This window comes from Zafaria sp. Z1313 (genome assembly GCF_050563205.1).
GTDB lineage: Bacteria > Actinomycetota > Actinomycetes > Actinomycetales > Micrococcaceae > JAZDCJ01.
In genome coordinates, this window is sequence record NZ_JBNWUK010000005.1 from 36,348 (window position 1) to 55,509 (window position 19,162).

A 19,162-nucleotide genomic window follows, 5' to 3' on the forward strand; every position below is an offset into this window, starting at 1 on the left:
GCTGGGGCCGGTCAATCGTCGTCATCGTCATCGTCATCGTCATCGTCATCGTCGTCGTCATCATCGTCGTCGTACTCGACCGGCGGCGCGGGCCGCACGGGGACGGCGGTGCGCGGGGGCGCCGGGCGCTGGGTCGTCGGTGCGGGCGTGGGAGGGGCCGAGCTCGAGGGCGACGGCGAGGGGTCCGGGGTGCCGGAGCCGGTGGCGGAGGACGACGGGGCCGGTGCCTCGGTGGACGACGGCTCCGACGGGCTGCCGTTGCCTCCCCCGGCGGGGGCGCCGCTGTGGTTGACCGCGGGGCCGAGGTCCACGGGACGGGGATCGGCGAGCGTGCTGCCCAGGATGAAGCCGACCGCGAGGACGGCGACGGCCACGATGGCGGTCAGGTAGGGCTGGATGCTGCGCGGGGCCATGGACATCATTAAACGCACCGCACATGAGATGAAGATGAGAAGCGCACGCTAGGCCTCCGGCCCGTCCCCGGGGGCTTCCACTCCGGCGTCCCGCAGCGCCTGCTCCGCGGCCTCCCGTGCCTCGCGCGCCTGGACGGGCAGGCCCATGGCGGCGAGGACGTCGGCCAGACCGCGCTGCGCCGCGTAGACGTGGGCCACGCTCTCGTGGTGCTCGGCGGCCGTCAGCCGGTACAGGCGCACGGCCTCGTCGTTACGTCCCGTTCCGCCGAGCACGTGCGCGGCGAACAGCTCGGCATTGCCCGAGGCGTCCGGGTCCCCGGCCTCCTTGAACAGGTCCGCGGCCTCGAGCGCCGCGGCGACGGCCTCCGTCCCGTGCCCCAGAGCCCACAGGCTGCGCGCCCGGGTGTCGCGGAAGTCGGCCGCGTGCCATTGCGCCCCGTGGGCGTCGGCGAGCATCACGGCCTCCTCGAGGGCCGCGAGCCCGTCGGCGTCCCCGGTCTCGCAGAGTCCGTGGCCCAGGGCGTGCAGCGCCTGCGGAAGAGCCCCGGGATCGTCCTCGCCCGCGCGGCGGGCCAGGCCCACGGCGCGCTCGAACGAGGCCAGCGCGTCCCGCACGTCGCCGTCGCGGGAGACCAGGGTCCCGGCGGTCAGGGCCGCGCGGGAGGCCTCGCCCTCCTCGCCGTTGCGCTCGAAGAGCCGCTCCGCCCGTGCCCAGGCCTCGAGCGCCTCGGCGCCGCGCTCCTGGTGGCGCAGGCAGTGTCCGAGCGACATCAGGGCCCGGGCCTGGTCCGCCGGGCGGTTGACGGCCTCGAGCGAACCGGCGAGCGAGGAGAGGACCTCCTCGGCCAGCAGGAACTCCTCGGCCTCCAGCAGCTGGTTGCCCAGGGCCAGACGCACGGCCCACGTCTCGTCGAACTCGCCGCGCTCCGCCTGCTCCACGGCGATCCGCCACGCCAGCACGGCCGCCTCGGTGTCCCCGGACTGCGAGGCCAGGTTGGCCACGAGGGCCGCCGCGGAGACCGCGCCCTTGCGCACGCCGGCCCCCGCGTACAGTTCGAGCGCGCGCACGGCGCAGCCCTCCGCCTCGAGCTCGTGCCCGAGCTCGGAGTGCGCCGTGGCCTTGACCATCCACACCGCCCCGCGCATGGCCCGGTTCGCCTCGAGCCGCAGCAGCTGCTCGGCCGAGCGCAAGGCGTCGGAGGGCCGGCCCTGCTTGGCGTAGCCGTGGGCCAGGTACAGCAGGGCACCGGCCTGGCTCTCGGTGCGGCCGCCGGCCGCGTAGGCATCGACGCAGTCCTCGAGTTCCGCGGCCGCCTCCGGGTCGCCGCGCTCGAAGCGGACGACGGCGAGCGGCAGCCTCACGTCGGCCAGCACCTCGGGAGGGGCCCCCGCGGCCTGGTGCGTGGCCAGGGCCGCCTGCAGCAGCGGCAGCTCCGGTTCCTCGGGCTCGCGGAAGAGCAAGGGGCCGAGGTCTGCCTCGAGGTCGGCCTGGGCGTGGCGTCCCGCGCCCCGGAGGAGACCGAGCCGGCGCTGCGCGGCGGCGGTGGCCCCGGCGTCGTCCCCGTCCATGTGCCGTACCGAGGCCGCGATGCCCCACAAGGCCAGCACGGTGTCCAGGATGCCGGGATCCGGTGTCCCGGGGTGCCGGGCGAGGCCCGCCTCCGCGGCCGCGACCGCGCCGGCGTGGTCCTCCGCGTAGGCGCGTTCGTAGGCGAGCTCGAGCCAGCCCCGCGCGGACTCCGGAGCGGAGAGCGGGTGCGGCGGAGGCGAGGACAGGATGCCGTTCAGGCGACCGGCCAGTGCGGACACTACGGGGCGCCTCCTCAAGGATCGCGCGGTGGTCGCGGGGAGCGGAGGGCTCCCCGCGGGACGTTTTTCCAGCCTACTGCCTGCCCCCGTCAATCAGCTGGCGCAGGAGCGGGCGGGCCCGGTAGGGGATGTGCTCGCTGAGCGCGAGCGAGGTCTCCGTGCGGATCACGCCGCGCAACCGCAGGATCTGCCGCAGCACGGTCTGCAGGTGGTGGGTGTCCCGCGCCGCGACCCGGCACCAGATGTCGCCGCGACCCGAGATCTCGTGGACCTCCAGGACCTGTTCGATCCCGCGCAGCGAGGCGACGACGCCGTCGAGCTCCCGATGGGCGACCTCGATCGTGATGAACGCCAGGACGTCGAAGCCCAGGACGGCGAGGTCCACGTCGCGTCCGCCGTCGCGCAGCACTCCCGCGCGCTCGAGGCGGCGCAGCCGGGACTGCACGGTGTTCCGGGCCACGCCGAGCGCGGCGGCCAGCTCGCCGATCTGTGCGCGCGGCTCGGCCAGCAGGGCCAGCAGCAGGCGCAGTTCGAGGTCGTCCCACGTGCTCATCGTGATTCCCCTTGCGTCACATTCGGTGCCGATTCTGATCACCATGATCAATCCTGCCATGCAGTGCGCCGCATCGTCGTCAAGCGAAGCGCACACTGGACGTTGTCGCGCGCACGGAGGATCCCGGGCGCGGGCGAGCCACCGAGGAGGACCCACCATGACGGTGATCAACGAACTGCGCATGCGCGCCGCGGAGCAGCCCGCCGAGCGCGGCGCCTGGGACGCAGGCGTCCGCACGCGCCTCGTGCTCACCGGCACCGTGATGGCCCTGCTGCTCATCGGCGCCAACCTCGCCACGCCCGTCTACCCGCTCCTGCAGGCCCGGCTCGGGCTCGGCCCGCTCGCCGTGACGCTCGCCTTCTCCTCCTACGTCCTGGCGCTCATCGCCGGCCTGGTCCTCTACGGGCACTGGTCCGATCACATCGGACGGCGGGCGGCCCTCGTCCTCGCCGTGCTCGGAGGCATCGCCGGCGGGCTCGTCTTCGCGTTCGCACCCTCCCTCGAGGCCCTCGTGGCCGGGCGCGTGCTGCAGGGCGCCGCCGTCGCCCTCGCCACGGGCGCCAGCAGCGCCGCCTTGCGCGAGCTGCTGCCGCGCCACCCCGAGTGGGCGGGCCGGCTGACCCTGCTCGCCTCGGCCGGCGGCGTCGCCGCAGGCCCCGTGGCCGGCGGGCTGCTCAGCCAGTTCCCCGCCCCGACCACGACCCCGTTCCTCGTCCATTCCGCCGTCCTCGCGGCCGTGCTGGCGCCGCTGTGGCTGCTGCGCGCCCGCCCCGCGCTCGAGCCGGCCCCCGGGCGGGCCGCCCCGCGCGTGCTGCGCCCGCGCCGGCTCGTGCTCTCCGCCGAGGCCCGCCCCCAGTTCTGGACGGCCGCCGTCACCGGCTTCCTCAGCTTCGCGCTCTTCGGCTTCAGCCTCTCGCTGGCCCCCGGATACTTCGCCGCGCTGTTCGGGATCGAGGCACGGCCCGCGACGGGCCTGCTCGCCGCGCTCGTGCTCGCCGCCTCCGCGGCCAGCCAGCTGCTCGGCACCGCCCACCGGCGGCTGCTGCCCGCCGCCCTCGTGCTCATGGGGCTCGGGACCGTGCTGATCGCGCTCGCCGGAGCGCTCGCCTCGCTGCCGCTGCTCATCGCGGCCAGCCTCCTCGCCGGCGCCGCCCAGGGGGCCGCGTTCCGGGCCGCGTTCAACGACGTCGCAGCGGCCGTACCGGCCCGCCAGCACGCGCAGGTCGTCAGCACGGTGTACGTCGTGACGTACCTCGGCAGCGCGCTGCCCGTCCTGGGGCTGGGCCTCGCCGCCGGGATCGTGGGGCTGCCGTCCGCCGTGGCCTGGTTCGCCGGCGCCATCGGGGCCGGATGCCTCGCCACCGCGGCGGCCGTCGCGTGGCGCCGCCGCGGGCGGTAGCATCCGGCCGGTAGACCTCGTTCGGTAGCGCACGGCCGGTGGTGCCCGGCCGGTGGTGCCCGGCCGGTGGTGCTCGGCCGCCGAGCTACTCGCCGGAGGGCCCGGACAGCGGCCCGTCCTGGCCCTTGACGTGGTCGAACACGAGCGTCGTCTCGGTATGCCCCACGGCCGCATCGGTGGCCAGGTTGTCCAGGACCCAGTCGCGCAGGGCCTCGGTCGAGCCCACGGCCACGTGGAGCAGGTAGTCCGTGGCTCCGGAGACGTGGAACATCGAGAGCACCTCCGGCAGGCGCGGCATCTTCGTGGTGAAGCGGTCGATCTCCACGCGGTCGTGGATGCGCAGCTTCACGGCGATGAGCGCCTGGACGCTGCGGCCGACGGCGGGCAGGGAGACCTCGGCGTGGTAGCCGCCGATCACGCCGCGCTCGACGAGCAGCCGCGTGCGCAGCAGGGCGGTCGACGGCGCGATCCCGGCCCGCTGGGCGAGCGCCGCGTTGCTGATGCGCGCGTCGGCCATGAGCTCGGCGAGGATGCGGCGGTCGACGGCGTCGAGCGGGACCGGGGCCGGGGGCTGGTGCGGGGCAGGCATGGGGATATTCCACCACAGCCCGGTCCGCTGCGCCCCCGGGCGTCGGTACCGGCGGGTACGCTGTCGTCCATGACTGGGAAACCACCGTCTTCCCGGCGGGCCTTCGATACGCGGCTGGCCGCGTACTGCGTCGTGGTCCGCGACGGCTCGATTCTCCTGGCCCTGTGGGACATGCGCTCCACGCGCCCGGAGTTCGCACCGCGCTGGACGCTGCCCGGCGGCGGCGTGGAGCTCGGCGAGTCGATCGAGGACGGGGCGGTGCGCGAGGTGGCGGAGGAGACGGGGTACGAGGTCCGGCTCACGGGCCTGCTCGGCGTCGACTCGGGCCACGTGCCGGCCGCAGCGCGGCTCGGGCGCGAGGGGCGCCCGCTGCAGACCGTGGCCGTGATGTACTCGGCCCAGATCGTCGGCGGAGGGCTGCGGCACGAGGTCGGCGGGACGACGAGCGAGGCCGCGTGGTTCCCGCTCGAGGAGCTGTCGCGGCTCGAGCGCACCTCACGCGTGGACCAGGCCATCGCCCTCTACGAGGGGGCCCGCGGATGATCCGCTTCACGGACGTGGAAAAGCGGTACGACGCCGGTGCCCCCGCCGTCTCGGGCCTCACCCTCGAGGTCCCGGCGGGTCGGACGACGGTCTTCGTCGGGCCGTCCGGCTGCGGCAAGACGACCTCGCTGCGGATGATCAACCGCATGGTGGACCCCACCTCGGGCACGATCGAGGTCGATGGCCGGGACGTGTCGCGGACGGCCCCGCACGAGCTGCGCCGCTCGATGGGCTACGTCATGCAGCAGGGCGGGCTCATGCCGCACCGCACGGTCGCGGACAACGTGGCCACCGTGCCGCGCCTGCTGGGCGCGTCGAAGGGCGAGACGCGCAGGGCCGCGGCGGGCCTGCTGGAACGCGTGGGCCTGGACCCGGCGCTCGGGGCCCGCTATCCGGCCCAGCTCTCCGGCGGCCAGCAGCAGCGTGTCGGCGTGGCCCGGGCGCTCGCCGCGGACCCGCCGATCCTGCTCATGGACGAGCCGTTCAGCGCCGTCGACCCGGTGGTCCGCGCCGAGCTGCAGGCGGAGCTGCTGCGGCTACAGCGGGAACTGTCCAAGACGATCGTGTTCGTCACCCACGACATCGACGAGGCCACCCTGCTCGGCGACCTCGTCGCGGTCTTCGGGGCCGGGGGAGTGCTGCACCAGTTCGCCCCGCCGGAGCAGATCCTCTCGGCGCCCGCGGACGGGTTCACGGCCCGCTTCGTGGGCCGGGACCGCGGCTTCCGGGCGCTCGCGTTCCGCGGCGCGGAGGAGCTGACGCTGCGGCCCGTCTCCGGGTACGACGCCGGGGCGCTCGCCCGGGTGCCGCGCCTCGCGCGCGGCGCGTCCCTGCGTTCCGTCCTCGACGCCCTGCTCGCCGAGCCCGCCCGGATCGCCGTCGTCGAGGATGCCGCCGGGCGCCCCGCCGGCGTCGCGACCCTGGCCGACGTCGCAGCGGCGCTCGACGCGGAGGCCGGCCGCTGATGCAGTGGCTCGGCCGGAACTGGGACCGCGTCGCGGAGCTCTCCGCGGCGCACCTGGCGCAGGCGGTGATCCCGCTCCTGCTCGCCGCGCTCGTCTCCATCCCCGTGGCGCGGATGATCCGCTCCGACGGGACGCGCCGCCGCCGCGCGGCCCGCAGCACCGTCATCCAGTTGAGCGGGCTGCTCTACACGATCCCCTCGCTCGCGCTCTTCGTGGCGCTGCCCGCGGTCCTCGGCACGCGGATCCTGGACCCCCTGAACATCATCGTGGCGCTCACGCTCTACGCGATCGCGCTCCTGGTCCGCAGCGCCGCCGACGCGCTCGAATCCGTGGACCCGGCGATCCTCCGCGCCGCCGACGCCCTGGGCTACCGGCCCGTGCGCCGTTTCCTCGCCGTCGACCTGCCGCTGTCCCTGCCCGTGCTGTTCCCCGCCCTGCGCGTCGTCTCCGTCAGCAACATCTCTCTCGTCAGCGTCGGCGCGCTCATCGGCATCGAGAACCTCGGGACGTTGTTCATGGAAGGGCTGCGGAGGAACTACCCGGAGCTCATCGTCGTCGGGATCGCGGCCACCCTGGTCCTCGCCCTGGCCATGGACCTCGTCCTCGTAGCGCTGCAGCGGCTCCTCACGCCCTGGGCCCGCGCCCGCAGCGGCCCCGGGCCGGGGGCCGCGACCGCCGCGACCGCCTCGGTCATGCCCGGCGCGACCGCCTCGGGAGTCTCCCGCGCGACGGTGGCGGGGATTCCAGGTGCGGAGGGGGCACCAGGCGGCCCCGGCGTGCCCGGCGACCCCGCCGCGCCGGGCGGACGGCGGACGGGGCCCGCGGCATGAGCCCGTGGGCGCAGTTCCTCGACTGGCTCGCGAAGCCCGGGACCCTCAGCGGTCCCGGGAGCATCGGCGCGCGCGTCGCCGAGCACCTCGCCTACACGGGCCTCGCGCTCGCCCTGTCCCTCGCCATCGCCGTGCCGATCGGCCTCTACGTGGGCCACACGGGCCGCGGCCGCGTCGCCGTCGTCGCGCTCGCCGGCATGCTCCGCGCCCTGCCGACCCTCGGCATGGTGACCCTTTTCATCCTGCTGTCCGGCACGCTGGGGATCATGCCGCCGATCTGGGCGCTCGTGCTCCTCGCGGTCCCGCCGCTGCTGGCCGGGACGGCCGCCGGGATCGCAGCGGTGCCGCATGCAGTCGTCGACGGCGCCCGCGCCATGGGCCTGACGGAAACCCAGGTGCTGTTCCGCGTCGAGGTCCCCAACGCGCTTCCCGTGCTCATGGGTGCGCTGCGCCTCGCCGTGCTGCAGATCATCGCGACCGTCGCCGTCGTCGCCGTCATCAACCTCGGCGGCCTGGGCCGCTTCCTCATGGACGGGCTCGCCGTGCGCGACTACGGACAAGTGCTCGGGGGTGCCCTCGTCATCGCCGTTTTGGCTATGGTGGTGGATGCAGTGCTGGCTGCGATCCAGCGGCTGGCCGTGTCGCCAGGACTGGCCACCACCACAGGAGGAAGAGCATGAACCGCAACGTACACCACGGACCCGCCACGGGGGCCGGGCGCCGGCGCCGTACCCTGCTCGCCGGCGCCTCCGCGCTCGCCCTCGCGTTCACGCTCGGGGCCTGCAGCGGCGGCGACCCCCTCGAGGGCGACGGCCCCCAGGCCACGGGCTCCGGCGTCGACCGGCCGCTCGTGATCGGATCCGCCGACTTCACCGAGAGCCAGATCATCGCCGAGCTCTATGCCGGCGCGCTCAACGCCGCGGACATCGAGGCGACGACCACGCCGGGCATCGGCGCGCGCGAGGCCTACGTCGGCGCCGTCCAGGACGGCAGCGCGGACGTCGTCCCGGACTACTCGGGCAACCTGCTGCTCTTCTTCGACGCATCCGCCACGGCCGTCGCCGCGGACGAGATCATCGACGCGCTCGGCGGCGCCCTCCCCGAGGGCCTCGGCGTCCTCGAGGCGTCCTCCGCCGAGGACAAGGACGCGCTCGTCGTCACCCAGGCCACCGCCGAACGGTACGGACTGACCTCCATCGAGGACCTCGCCGCGGTGTGCGACGAGCTGGTCTTCGGGGCCCCGCCGGAGTTCCAGGAACGCGCCTACGGCCTGCCCGGCCTCGCCGAGAAGTACTCCTGCACCCCCAAGTCCTTCGAGCCGATCGCCGACGGCGGCGGCCCGCTGACCGTGCAGGCGCTCATCAGCGACCAGGTCCAGGTCGCGGACATCTTCACGACGAGCCCCTCGATCGCCGAGAACGCGCTCGTGGTCCTCGAGGACCCGAAGAACAACTTCATCGCCCAGCAGGTCCTGCCGCTCGTGAACACGGAGGTCATCGGGCAGGAGGCCGCCGACGTGCTGAACAACGTCTCGCGCCAGCTGAGCACCGAGGACCTCCTCGGGCTGAACTCGGCCGTGTCCGGCGACGCCAAGCTCGAGCCCGCCGAGGCCGCCGAGGAGTGGCTGCGGGAGAAGGGCTTCATCCAGTAGCCCGACGGCGGCCGGCGCCACGAGCGCGCCGGCCGCCCCTGCGTCGTACCCCGCCCCGGAGCCGAGCTCCCGGGGGCCGTCCGGGACTCGTCCCTTGGCACGGGCGCCGTCCGCCCGCCCCGGCGTGTCGCATTCGCCACAGCTCTCCGGCGCCCCCGGGACGCTGTGAGAAGCTAGGGGGATGCCCCAGTACAAGCAGTCCTCCAAGCTCCACAACGTGCTCTACGACATCCGTGGACCCGTGCTGGAGCACGCCCAGCGCATGGAGGCCGAGGGCCACCGCATCCTGAAGCTGAACATCGGCAACCCCGCCCCGTTCGGCTTCGAGGCGCCCGACGCGATCCTCGTGGACATGATCCGGAACCTCCCGCACTCCCAGGGCTACTCCGACTCCCGCGGCATCCTCTCAGCCCGCACCGCCGTCTCGCAGTACTACCAGACGCGCGGCATCCAGACGATCGGCGTCGACGACGTCTACCTGGGCAACGGCGTCTCCGAGCTCATCACGCTGAGCCTGAACGCGCTGCTGAACAACGGCGACGAGGTCCTCATCCCCGCGCCCGACTACCCGCTGTGGACCGCCTCCGTGTCCCTCGCCGGCGGTACCCCCGTGCACTACCTCACCGTCGAGGAAGAGGGGTGGCTGCCGGACCTGGAGGACATCGCCGCGAAGATCACCCCGCGCACCAAGGGCCTCGTGATCATCAACCCGAACAACCCCACCGGCGCCGTGTACCCCAAGCACATCGTCGAGGGCATGCTCGAGCTCGCGCGCAAGCACTCGCTCATCGTCTTTTCCGACGAGATCTACGAGAAGATCCTCTACGACGGCGCCGTGCACTACAACACGGCCGGGCTCTCCGACGATGTCCTCGTGCTGACCTTCTCCGGGTTGTCCAAGGCCTACCGGGTGTGCGGATTCCGCGCCGGCTGGATGGCGATCTCGGGGCCGAAGCACCAGGCCGCCGACTACATCGAGGGCATCAACCTCCTCGCGAACATGCGCCTGTGCGCCAATGTGCCCGGGCAGAACGCCATCCAGACCGCCCTCGGCGGCTACCAGTCCATCAACGACCTGATCCTGCCCGGCGGGCGGCTCCTGGACCAGCGCAACATGGCCTACAAGCTGCTGGGCGACATCCCCGGCGTCTCGGTCCAGCAGGCCATGGGCGCCATGTACCTCTTCCCGCGCCTGGACCCCGAGGTCTACCCGATCCGGGACGACGAGAAGTTCGCGCTCGAGCTGCTCAAGCAGCAGAAGCTCCTGATCACCCAGGGCACGGGCTTCAACTGGATCGCCCCGGACCACTTCCGGCTCGTCACGCTCCCGGCCGTCCAGGACCTCGAGGACGCCATCGGCCGGATCGCCGAGTTCCTCGAGGACCTGCGCGAATCCGTCTGAGCCCGGCAGACCCTGTCTGAGCCCGGCGGATTCTGTCGGACGGCAGCGCGATGCGTCCGGGTTCCTTCCACCCGCGGCGGCGGGGCCGGTGGCATGATGGGGCCATGGCATCCACAGACACCGACCAGGACGGCAACGGATCCGTCGACTTCGAGGTGGGCCCCGGCCGCGCCCTGCGCGTGGGGGAGGGCTTCCGCCTCGCCGACGTCGACCCGGACTCCAAACCCGGCTACCCCGGCGGCAAGGCCGAGGGCCAGGCGAGGCTCGCGATCGAGGACGGGCAGCTGGGTGATCTGCAGGAACGGCTCTTCGCGGCCTCGCGCACGGGCGGGTTCACGGGCAGCGTCCTCCTGGTCCTCCAGGCGATGGACACCGCGGGCAAGGGCGGGATCGTCCGGCACGTCATCGGCGCCGTCGACCCCCAGGGCGTCAAGCACCACGCGTTCAAGGCGCCCACCGAGGAGGAGAAGCGCCACGACTTCCTGTGGAGGATCGAACGCGAGCTGCCCGGGCCGGGGATGATCGGGGTCTTCGACCGCTCCCACTACGAGGACGTGCTCATCCACCGCGTGCGCGGCTTCTCGTCACCGGAGGAGATCGAACGCCGCTACGGCGCCATCCGGGAGTTCGAGGCCGGGCTCGTCGCCGGCGGCACGAAGCTCGTCAAGGTCATGCTCCACCTCTCCAAGGACGAGCAGCGCGCACGCCTCGCCGAGCGGCTGGAACGGCCGGACAAGTACTGGAAGTTCAATCCCGGCGACATCGACGAGCGCGAGTACTGGGACGACTACATGGACGCCTACCAGATCGCGATCGAGCGGACCCACACGGAGGACGCCCCGTGGTTCGTGGTCCCCGCGGACAAGAAGTGGTACGCCCGCATCGCCGTGCAGCAACTGCTCATCGACGCGCTGACCGAGCTCGACCCGCAGTGGCCGCCCGCCGACTTCGACGTCGAGGAGCAGAAGGCCCGCCTGGCGGCGTCCTGAACGGGCCGGGTCAGGCGTCCGCGTCGTTCTGGGCCCGTGCGGCCTCGAGCCGCTGCCGGGCGCCCTCGAGCCACGCCTCGCACCGCGCGGCCAAGGCCTCGCCGCGCTCCCAGAGGGCGAGCGACTGCTCGAGGCTCGCCCCGCCGGCCTCCAATTGGGAGACGACGGCGACGAGCTCCTCGCGCGCCTGCTCGTAGCTGAGCTGTGCGACGTCCGCGTCGCGGTCGTCGGCGGAGGACTGCGTGGATTCGGTCATGAGGGGTCCCCTTCCGAGGGATCGGTGGTGGTCGGTGCCGGCGTGCTCGCCTCGACGGCCGCGGTGAGCGAGCCGCGTGCCAGGCGCACGCCGACGTGGGTGCCCGGCGGCGCCTGGCCGGCGTCGCGGACCACGGTGCCTTCGGCGAGCTGGAGGACCGCGTAGCCGCGGTCCAGGGTCTGTTGCGGGGACAGGGCCCGGACCTGCGCACGGAGGTGCGTGACGGCGTCGTACCCCCGGACCACGGCGGACTGGATGCAGGAGAACGCCCGGCCGCGCAATCGTTCCACGTCCTCGGCGCGGACCTGCACCATGCCGTCCGGCTGGGCCATGACGGGGCGGGAGCGCAGCGCGTCGATCCGCTGGGCCTCCCGCTCCACGAGGTGGTTCACGGCGCGGTCCAGCCGCTCGCGGGCGTTCTGGATGCGCTGGCGCTCCTCGGCGACGTCCGGCACGATCCGCTTCGCCGCGTCCGTGGGAGTCGAGGCGCGCAGGTCGGCGACGTCGTCGAGGATGGGGCGGTCCGCCTCGTGGCCGATCGCGCTGACGACCGGTGTGGAGGCCGCGGCCACCGCGCGCACGAGCTCCTCGGCGCTGAACGGCAGCAGGTCCTCCAGCGCGCCGCCGCCGCGGGCGATCACGATGACGTCGACCTCCGGATTCGCGTCCAGCTCGCGCAGCGCGGCGATGACCTCGCGGACCGCGTTCACGCCCTGGACGGCGGTGTTGCGGACCTCGAACTCGACGCCGGGCCAGCGCAGCGCCGCGTTGCGCAGCACGTCCTTCTCGGCGTCGGAGTCGCGGCCCGTGACGAGCCCGATCCGGTGCGGCAGCACGGGCAGCGGGCGTTTGCGCGCCGGATCGAAGAGCCCCTCCGCCTGCAGCGCCTGCCGCAACTTCTCGAGCCGCACCAGCAAATCGCCCAGCCCCACGGGGCGCACGTCGGAGGCCGTCATCGACAGGCGCCCCGTCTTCAGGTACAGGTTGGGCCTCACGCGCGCCACGACGCGCGCGCCGACCTCCGGACGGTCCTTGAGGGTGCGCATCACGGACGCCCACACGTTCACGGACAGCGAGTACTCGACGTCGACGTCCCGCATGGTCAGGTACGCGTGGCCGTTGCGGACGTTGGCCTCGAGCAGCTGCCCCTCGATCCAGACCTCGGGGGAGCGCTCGATGTGGGCCTTGAGCTTCTCGGAGAAGACGCGCAGGGGCCAGGGGTCCTCCGGCGTCGTCTCGGCCGCCGTCGCCGGCAGCACGCGCGGCTGCCCCGGGCCGTCGCCCACCGTGTCCGTCGCGCCAGAATCCACGTTGCTCCCGTCCGGGCCGTGCGGCCCGTATCAGCTATCCCGCCATCATTCCTATCAGTAAGGTGGGACAAAACGGGCGATGCACCCGCGCCGACCCGGAAGGAAGCCGCCATGCGTACCCTTTTCTCGCTTCTCCTGACGCTGATCGCGGCGGTCCTCGCGGCGGTGGCCGTCCTCGGTTCGGGCATCGACCGGGCCGCCAACACCCCGGAACCGGTGCGCCGGCTGGCGGCCGACCTCGCGGCCGATCCCGGCGTCCGCGCCGAGCTGCCGGGCCGGCTCGTCGACGTCGTGCTGGACCAGCTCCCGGTCCAGGTCCAGATCCCCTCGCTCCTGCAGCCCGCCGTCGAGGGGGCGGTCGAGGACGCCGTCTCGGGGATCCTCGACGATCCCGGCTTCACCGACGCGTGGGTCGAGGCCGCCGACGCCTCGCGGGCGGGCTACGTCGAACGTCTGAACCAGGTCGGGGCGGGCGAGCTCGATCAGGCCGAGTTGCGCTTCGAGCTCGGCCCCCTGGCCTCGCTAGGCGTGGAACGGCTGCAGGCCGCGGCGGAGGGGTTCCGCCTCGGCGGGCTCCTCTCCGGGCTGGACCCCGAACCCGACGTCGGAATCGACCTCGGAGTCCTGGGCCAGGACCAGGCGCGGCCGCAGACCACGGCCGAACAGCTCGCCCTCGCCGAGTCCTGGCCGTGGGCCGCCGCCGTGGCGGGACTTGCCGGGCTCCTGGGCCTCCTGCTCGCGCCGCCGGGCCGACGCGGTGGTGCCCTCGTCGCCGGCGGACTGGCGGGAGCGCTCCTGGCCGCGGGACTCGCGTGGTGGGCGTCCACGTGGCCCTCCGCCTTGGCCGGGGCTGTGGGTACGACGCCGGACGCGGACCTGGGTGCCTCCCTCCTGCGGGCCGTCGGGGCCTCGCTCGGGGAACAGGCCACGGGGCTGTTCTGGCAGTTCGGCGCCGCCGCCGCTGCCGTCGCCGTCGTGGGGTTGCTGTGGGCCGCGGGCTCCCGGATCGCCGAGCGCCGTGCGGCGGGCACGGCCGCGTAGCTCCCCGGTCCACCCCAGAAGCCTGCCGGTTCAGCCCAGAGCGTGGACGTGATGCCCGTCCTGCCTCGACCCCGGCCGGAACGGCTAGAATCGAAGGCATGTCTGCCAGTACCACGGTCCCCGTCGCCCTTCCGCTGCCCAGGGTGCCGCGCCGGCGTCGTACTCCAGAGGAGATCGCCGCGGCCGTCCCCGTCGAGGGACCCAAGCGCGTGCTGCTGGCGGCCCCGCGCGGCTACTGCGCGGGCGTCGACCGCGCGGTCATCGCCGTCGAGAAGGCGCTCGAGCACTACGGCGCTCCCGTCTACGTGCGCAAGCAGATCGTGCACAACAAGCACGTCGTCCAGACGCTCGAGGAGCGCGGCGCCATCTTCGTCGAGGAGACGGACGAGGTCCCCGAGGGCGAGCTCGTGGTCTTCTCCGCGCACGGGGTGAGCCCCGCCGTCGTCCGTTCCGCCGAGGAGCGCCAGCTGCGCACGATCGACGCGACGTGCCCGCTCGTGACCAAGGTCCACCGCGAGGCCGTCCGCTTCGCGAAGAACGACAACGAGATCCTGCTCATCGGGCACGAGGGGCACGAGGAGGTCGAGGGCACCTATGGCGAGGCGCCGGAGGCCACGACCATCGTGAACAACCCGGCGGAGGCGCGGACCGTGCAGGTGCGCGATCCGGAGAAGCTGATCTGGCTCTCGCAGACCACGCTGTCCGTCGACGAGACGCTGGAGATCGTGGCCATTCTCCGCGAACGTTTCCCGAAGCTGCAGGATCCGCCGAGCGACGACATCTGCTACGCCACGTCCAACCGGCAGGCGGCCATCAAGAAGATCGCCCCGCAGGCGGACCTGGTGATCGTCGTCGGTTCGGCGAACTCCTCCAACTCGGTGCGGCTCGTCGAGGTGGCGCTGGAGTACGGGGCGAAGGCCTCCTACCGCGTGGACTTCGCCGACGAGGTCGACGAGGCCTGGTTCGAGGGCGTGTCGACCGTGGGCGTGACGTCCGGGGCCTCCGTGCCCGAGGTCCTCGTGCGCGACGTCCTGGCCCTGCTGTCCGAGTACGGCTTCGGCGAGGCCGAGGAGGTCGTCACGGCCGAGGAGGACATCCTGTTCTCGCTGCCCAAGGAGCTGCGCGCCAAGCTCAAGGAGAGCGGCGACCCGCTGAGCGGCCTCGGCGGCCGCGGCTCCCGCCCGAACAACTAGGGGCCCTTCCCGCGCGGCCCGGCTGGCCCCTCCCGCGAAACTGCAGGTACTCGACGGATCGTCGTCCGATGGACGCGGTTTGGTCGAGATGTTGCAGTTTGTCGAACGAGATGTTGAGAGACGTTTCACTGGGGGACTTGTCCTCCACAGGCGGCGGATTCGGAGTGTCTTCCACAACGGAAGGCCCTCGCCACGGAGGGGCTCCGGAATCGGCGACGCTGGATGCATGGGTAGGGCACTGGCGCTGTGGAACGGTCATCGGCTCCTGACGGAATCGCCGCGGAAGCTGGCCCGTGCGTATGCGGAGGAGCGTCTCGTCAGGGTTCGGCCCGGCTACTACTTTCCGGCCGACGAGTGGTCGGGGCTGACGGCGTGGGACCGCTACGGGTTGTCGCTGGCTGCCCACGCGGCAGCCCGGCCGGACACTGTCTTCTGCGGCCCAACGGCGTTGTTCCTCTGGAAGGTTTCGATGATGACTACGCCGACCGCCCTCCACGTCATGACCTCGCGTCCTACGGGCGGGAGGACCACGCCGGGGTTGGTCTCCAAAGCCCGTCTGAGTCCTCAGGCGAGACTGGCACTGGGCGGCGCGGCCGAGGTCAAGCGCCACTTTCGGAAGCACGCCGTCGAGGATGTCGACGGCTTCGCCGTGGCTGCACTCGTTCCAACGGTGGTCGAGCAAGCCGCCACCCAGGAGCTGCCCGGGGCAGTGGTTGTCCTTGACTCGTTCCGGCGTCGTTACGACGAACTGCGGGCGGGGGACCGGGGACTTCCGGAGGCCTTTGGAGTCTTGGTCGATGCGGCCGATTCGTTGGGTTCGCCGACCGCGAGGGACAGGTTTCGGGATCGCCTTGCCTTGTCCAGCGGCCTGGCCGAGTCGGCCGGTGAATCACTCAGCCGCGTCGGGATTCGGGAGCTTGGCTTCGAGACGCCGGTGGAGCAGCACGAATTCACGTTGTCCGACGGATCAAAGGCGCGGACGGACTTCTATTGGCCACGGGCCCGCCTCATCGGCGAGTTCGACGGCCAAGTGAAGTACTCCGAGCCCTCCATGATGAGCGGGCGGAGCGAGGCCGAGGTCCGGCGGGAGGAAAAGCGCCGTGAGGAGTTGCTGAAGCGGAGCGGGCTCCATGTGTTCCGCTGGACCTGGACGGAGGCGATGAATCCCGCGACCTTCGAGAACATCTTGAGCGGGAATGGTGTTCCGCGGCGCTCACGCGGTAGTGCCGTGGACGTGCCGGGACGAGCGACGGCGTCCGGCCCGTCGGCCCGGAGTGCTTGACCGATCCCAATCGTCCGCCCTTCGACGAATCGACGTCCATTGGACACGGTTTCGTCGACAAGCTGCAGTTTCTCCACCGGAAGCTGCGAGCCGGTAGCCGAAGTGGTGGGCGGAGTCGGGCGGGCGTGGTCAGGCGGCGTCGGCGGAACCGGGGCCGCTGGTGGTTGCGGTGGTCGGCGCGTTGGACGTCCCCGAAGCTACGAGCGCCGGACTTCCCACGGCGTCGAAGTGTGGTCGAGTGCAGGCGTGGACGGAGGTGGTGGGGGCCGCAGGGCCCGCGGGCGCGGTCAGGCGGTGGCCGCGGTTCCTGACTCGTCGTCGGCCAGATCGTCGGATGTCTGGGCGCCGGAGATCTGGGCGTCAGATGTGTGGGCGTCGGAGAGCTGGGCCCCAGATGTCTGGGCGCGGGGCGTGGACGGGGCCGGGCCGGTCGAGGCGTTCTCGGCCAGGTGTTGGGCGTCGAGGAGCTCTGAGGCGCTGAGGACGCGCGGCGTGGACTCTACGGGGGCCAGCGCGAACAACTGCTGTCCCGCGGCCGAGGCGCCCAGGCCGGGGTCGAGGTCCTGGATGCGCCGCGCCGAGGGCAGGACCCTGGACTCGAGGGTGCCGATGAGCGAGTTGTAGCGTTCGACGCTCGATTTCAAGGAGCCGCCCAGCTTGGTCAGGTGCCCGCCCATGGTGCCGAGGCGCTCGTAGAGTTCCCTCGATTGCTCGAACAGCGCACGGGCGTTGTCCGTCAGCAGTTCCTGGCGCCATGCCACGGCGAGTCCCTTGAGGATCGAGAGCAGCGTCGCCGGTGAGGCCAGAACGACGTTCTGGGAGAACGCGTGGTCCATCAAGCTGGAATCGGCCTGCAGGGCGGCGGCCAGGAACGACTCGGCCGGCAGGAAGCAGACGACCAGTTCGGGGCTGCCCGGCAGACCCTCCCAATACTTCTTCGACCCCAGTGCGTCGACATGCGACCGCAGGGCCTTGGCGTGCGCGGTCAGCCGTTCGCGCTGGCGGTCGCGCTGCTCGGGAGCGGACTCCGAGGACAGTTCCTGGGCCTCCAGGTAGGCGCCCAACGGGACCTTCGAGTCCACGGCGACCGATTTCCCGCCGGGCAGGTTGACCACCATGTCCGGGCGCTGCCCACTGGCGGAGACGACCTGCTCGGAGAAGTCCACGTGCGCGAGCATGCCGGCGGCCTCCACGACCCGGCGCAGCTGCACCTCGCCCCAGGTGCCCCGCGTGGCGTTGTTGCGCAGCGCGCCCGCAAGCGAAGAGGTGGTCCGCAGCAGCGCGGCGTCCTGCTCCGCCGCCGTCGCCAGCTGCTGGCTCAGCTGGCCGAACTGTTCCACCCGGTCCCGCTCGAGCACGGAGACCTGGTGCTGGACCTGGCGCAGCTTCTCCGCCACCGGGGCCAGAGCCTGCAGCAAGGCCTGGTCCTCGAGTTCGCGTTCCCGGTCCTCCGCGGCGCGTTGGCGCAGCAGGCGGGACTCGGCCTGGGCGGCGGCCAGCTCGCTGGACGCGGACCCCAAACGGTGGGCTACGTCGTCGTTCTCCTCGCGCAACGTCTCCAAGCGGCCGCGCAGCAGCCACCAGGCGCCCGCTGCGCCCGCAACGGCGCCCAGCAGCAGGGTCAACACCGGGACCAAGAACGTGGAATTGTCCATGCCCCCACTGTGCCAGCCGCCACCGACACTTTGGCGCAACGCCCGGTGGAGATCGCTCACATCCCGCCCGCCGGATCGCGAGGTGCCGCGGTAGGCCGGTAGAATCGACTCCCGTGGCTCTTACTATCGGAATCGTCGGACTGCCCAACGTCGGCAAGTCAACCCTCTTCAACGCCCTGACCCGCGCGCAGGTGCTCGCGGCGAACTATCCGTTCGCGACCATCGAGCCGAACGTCGGCGTCGTGCCGCTGCCGGATCCGCGGCTGAAGGTTCTCGCGGGCATCTTCGGCAGCGAGCGCATCCTGCCGGCCACCGTGTCCTTCGTGGACATCGCCGGCATCGTCAAGGGCGCCTCCGAGGGCGAGGGGCTGGGCAACAAGTTCCTCGCAAACATCCGCGAGGCCGACGCGATCTGCCAGGTGACCCGCGCCTTCGAGGACTCCGACGTGGTCCACGTCGACGGGGAGGTCAGCCCCGCCTCGGACATCGAGACGATCTCCACCGAGCTGATACTGGCCGACCTGCAGACCATCGAGAACCAGCTGCCGCGCCTTGAAAAGGACCTGCGCGCGAAGAAGATCGAGGCCTCATTCATCGACGTGGTGAAGCAGGCGCAGAAGGTCCTGGAGTCCGGTGCCACACTCTACGCCGGCGCCGCGGCTGCGAAGATCGACCTCGCCGAGCTCGCACCCCTGCAGCTCATGACCACCAAGCCCTTCATCTACGTGTTCAACACCGACGAGGCCGGGCTGGCCAACACCGAGATGCAGCAGGAGCTGGCGGCGCTCGTGGCCCCGGCCGAGGCGATCTTCCTCGACGCGCAGTTCGAGTCCGAACTGGCCGAGCTGACCGAGGAGGAAGCCGCGGAGATGCTCGAGGACGCCGGCTACGAGGGGTCGGGGTTGGACAAGCTTGCCCGCGTCGGCTTCGACACGCTGGGCCTGCAGACGTACCTGACCGCCGGTCCCAAGGAAACCCGAGCCTGGACCATCCACCAGGGCGACACCGCGCCGCAGGCCGCCGGCGTCATCCACACCGACTTCCAGCGCGGCTTCATCAAGGCCGAGGTCATCGGGTTCGAGGATCTCGTCGAGGCCGGTTCCGTCGCGGCGGCCAAGTCCGCGGGCAAGGCTCGGATCGAGGGCAAGGACTACGTGATGAAGGACGGCGACGTCGTGGAGTTCCGTCACGGAATAACCTCTGCGAGCCAAGGCAAGAAATAGGTCAGAGAACCACCTGATATCCAGCTTCAGAGGCGCGCCCGATCGCGCTTCTGAAGTGG

Annotated in this window: 19 protein-coding genes; 12 read left to right on the top strand and 7 right to left on the bottom strand. The window is 72.2% G+C overall.

The genetic code is table 11. From position 1 onward, the window contains the following. Positions 1-11 precede the first annotated feature (11 nt). The 3 genes from ACQ3I4_RS06920 to ACQ3I4_RS06930 form a co-directional block, all read right to left on the bottom strand. Positions 12-413, bottom strand: a complete 402-nt coding sequence (locus ACQ3I4_RS06920) for a hypothetical protein (RefSeq protein ID WP_430633193.1) — start codon at positions 411-413, stop codon at positions 12-14. 48 nt (positions 414-461) lie between these two features. Next, positions 462-2,222: a tetratricopeptide repeat protein gene (locus ACQ3I4_RS06925; protein WP_329860430.1), complete on the bottom strand. Its 1,761-nt coding sequence runs from the start codon at positions 2,220-2,222 to the stop codon at positions 462-464. A 73-nt stretch (positions 2,223-2,295) separates the two neighbouring features. Continuing rightward, positions 2,296-2,775 carry an Lrp/AsnC family transcriptional regulator gene (locus ACQ3I4_RS06930; RefSeq protein WP_329860429.1) on the bottom strand — a complete coding sequence of 160 codons (480 nt, stop codon included), beginning with the start codon at positions 2,773-2,775 and terminating at the stop codon, positions 2,296-2,298. Positions 2,776-2,932: 157 nt separating this feature from the next. On the opposite strand from ACQ3I4_RS06930, the gene ACQ3I4_RS06935 reads away from it, so the two are divergent. Beyond that, entirely contained in the window at positions 2,933-4,174 is a 1,242-nt protein-coding gene (locus ACQ3I4_RS06935) for an MFS transporter (RefSeq protein ID WP_329860428.1), read from the top strand. An 85-nt stretch (positions 4,175-4,259) separates the two neighbouring features. Here the strand turns inward: ACQ3I4_RS06935 and ACQ3I4_RS06940 are convergent, their stop codons facing one another. Further along, complete coding sequence (locus tag ACQ3I4_RS06940; protein WP_329860427.1) at positions 4,260-4,763, bottom strand: Lrp/AsnC family transcriptional regulator; 504 nt, start codon at positions 4,761-4,763, stop codon at positions 4,260-4,262. A gap of 69 nt (positions 4,764-4,832) precedes the next feature. Between ACQ3I4_RS06940 and ACQ3I4_RS06945 the strand changes: the two genes are divergently transcribed. From ACQ3I4_RS06945 to ACQ3I4_RS06975, 7 genes are all read left to right on the top strand, one after another. Further along, positions 4,833-5,306, top strand: a complete 474-nt coding sequence (locus ACQ3I4_RS06945) for an NUDIX hydrolase (protein ID WP_430633194.1) — start codon at positions 4,833-4,835, stop codon at positions 5,304-5,306. Continuing rightward, complete coding sequence (locus tag ACQ3I4_RS06950) at positions 5,303-6,271, top strand: ABC transporter ATP-binding protein (RefSeq protein WP_430633195.1); 969 nt, start codon at positions 5,303-5,305, stop codon at positions 6,269-6,271. Before ACQ3I4_RS06945 ends, ACQ3I4_RS06950 begins: the two co-directional genes overlap by 4 nt. Then, positions 6,271-7,101, top strand: coding sequence for an ABC transporter permease (locus tag ACQ3I4_RS06955; RefSeq protein ID WP_329860422.1), 831 nt, complete (start codon positions 6,271-6,273; stop codon positions 7,099-7,101). Before ACQ3I4_RS06950 ends, ACQ3I4_RS06955 begins: the two co-directional genes overlap by 1 nt. After that, entirely contained in the window at positions 7,098-7,781 is a 684-nt protein-coding gene (locus ACQ3I4_RS06960) for an ABC transporter permease (protein ID WP_329860420.1), read from the top strand. Before ACQ3I4_RS06955 ends, ACQ3I4_RS06960 begins: the two co-directional genes overlap by 4 nt. Continuing rightward, positions 7,778-8,752 (top strand): ABC transporter substrate-binding protein, encoded by a 975-nt coding sequence (locus tag ACQ3I4_RS06965; protein WP_430633196.1) that lies wholly within the window; start codon positions 7,778-7,780, stop codon positions 8,750-8,752. The genes ACQ3I4_RS06960 and ACQ3I4_RS06965 overlap by 4 nt, the downstream gene beginning before the upstream one ends. 181 nt (positions 8,753-8,933) lie before the next feature. Next, a complete protein-coding gene (locus ACQ3I4_RS06970) occupies positions 8,934-10,154 on the top strand; it encodes a pyridoxal phosphate-dependent aminotransferase (protein ID WP_329860418.1) in 1,221 nt (406 codons plus the stop codon). Positions 10,155-10,258: 104 nt separating this feature from the next. Further along, complete coding sequence (locus ACQ3I4_RS06975) at positions 10,259-11,143, top strand: polyphosphate kinase 2 family protein (RefSeq protein WP_329860417.1); 885 nt, start codon at positions 10,259-10,261, stop codon at positions 11,141-11,143. A 10-nt stretch (positions 11,144-11,153) separates the two neighbouring features. Here the strand turns inward: ACQ3I4_RS06975 and ACQ3I4_RS06980 are convergent, their stop codons facing one another. Both ACQ3I4_RS06980 and xseA read right to left on the bottom strand, forming a co-directional pair. Further along, on the bottom strand, positions 11,154-11,399 hold the full coding sequence (locus ACQ3I4_RS06980; protein WP_430633197.1) for an exodeoxyribonuclease VII small subunit: 246 nt from the start codon (positions 11,397-11,399) through the stop codon (positions 11,154-11,156). Continuing rightward, on the bottom strand, positions 11,396-12,709 hold the full coding sequence (gene xseA / locus ACQ3I4_RS06985) for an exodeoxyribonuclease VII large subunit (protein ID WP_430633198.1): 1,314 nt from the start codon (positions 12,707-12,709) through the stop codon (positions 11,396-11,398). The genes ACQ3I4_RS06980 and xseA overlap by 4 nt, the downstream gene beginning before the upstream one ends. A gap of 111 nt (positions 12,710-12,820) precedes the next feature. On the opposite strand from xseA, the gene ACQ3I4_RS06990 reads away from it, so the two are divergent. The 3 genes from ACQ3I4_RS06990 to ACQ3I4_RS07000 all read left to right on the top strand — a co-directional run bounded on the left by ACQ3I4_RS06990 (position 12,821) and on the right by ACQ3I4_RS07000 (position 16,225). Continuing rightward, the gene (locus tag ACQ3I4_RS06990; RefSeq protein ID WP_430633199.1) at positions 12,821-13,750 is read left to right on the top strand and encodes a hypothetical protein; all 930 of its coding nucleotides are present in this window, start codon (positions 12,821-12,823) and stop codon (positions 13,748-13,750) included. Positions 13,751-13,848: 98 nt separating this feature from the next. Continuing rightward, positions 13,849-14,943, top strand: coding sequence for a 4-hydroxy-3-methylbut-2-enyl diphosphate reductase (locus tag ACQ3I4_RS06995; protein ID WP_329860409.1), 1,095 nt, complete (start codon positions 13,849-13,851; stop codon positions 14,941-14,943). Between the two features lie 79 nt (positions 14,944-15,022). Next, complete coding sequence (locus ACQ3I4_RS07000; RefSeq protein ID WP_329860408.1) at positions 15,023-16,225, top strand: hypothetical protein; 1,203 nt, start codon at positions 15,023-15,025, stop codon at positions 16,223-16,225. Between the two features lie 287 nt (positions 16,226-16,512). On the opposite strand, the gene ACQ3I4_RS07005 is transcribed toward ACQ3I4_RS07000, so the two are convergent. Continuing rightward, positions 16,513-17,622, bottom strand: coding sequence for a DNA recombination protein RmuC (locus ACQ3I4_RS07005; protein ID WP_430633245.1), 1,110 nt, complete (start codon positions 17,620-17,622; stop codon positions 16,513-16,515). Positions 17,623-17,993: 371 nt separating this feature from the next. Here ACQ3I4_RS07005 and ychF point away from each other — a divergent pair, with 371 nt between their 5' ends. After that, complete coding sequence (ychF, locus tag ACQ3I4_RS07010) at positions 17,994-19,103, top strand: redox-regulated ATPase YchF (RefSeq protein ID WP_329860405.1); 1,110 nt, start codon at positions 17,994-17,996, stop codon at positions 19,101-19,103. Positions 19,104-19,162: the final 59 nt, after the last annotated feature.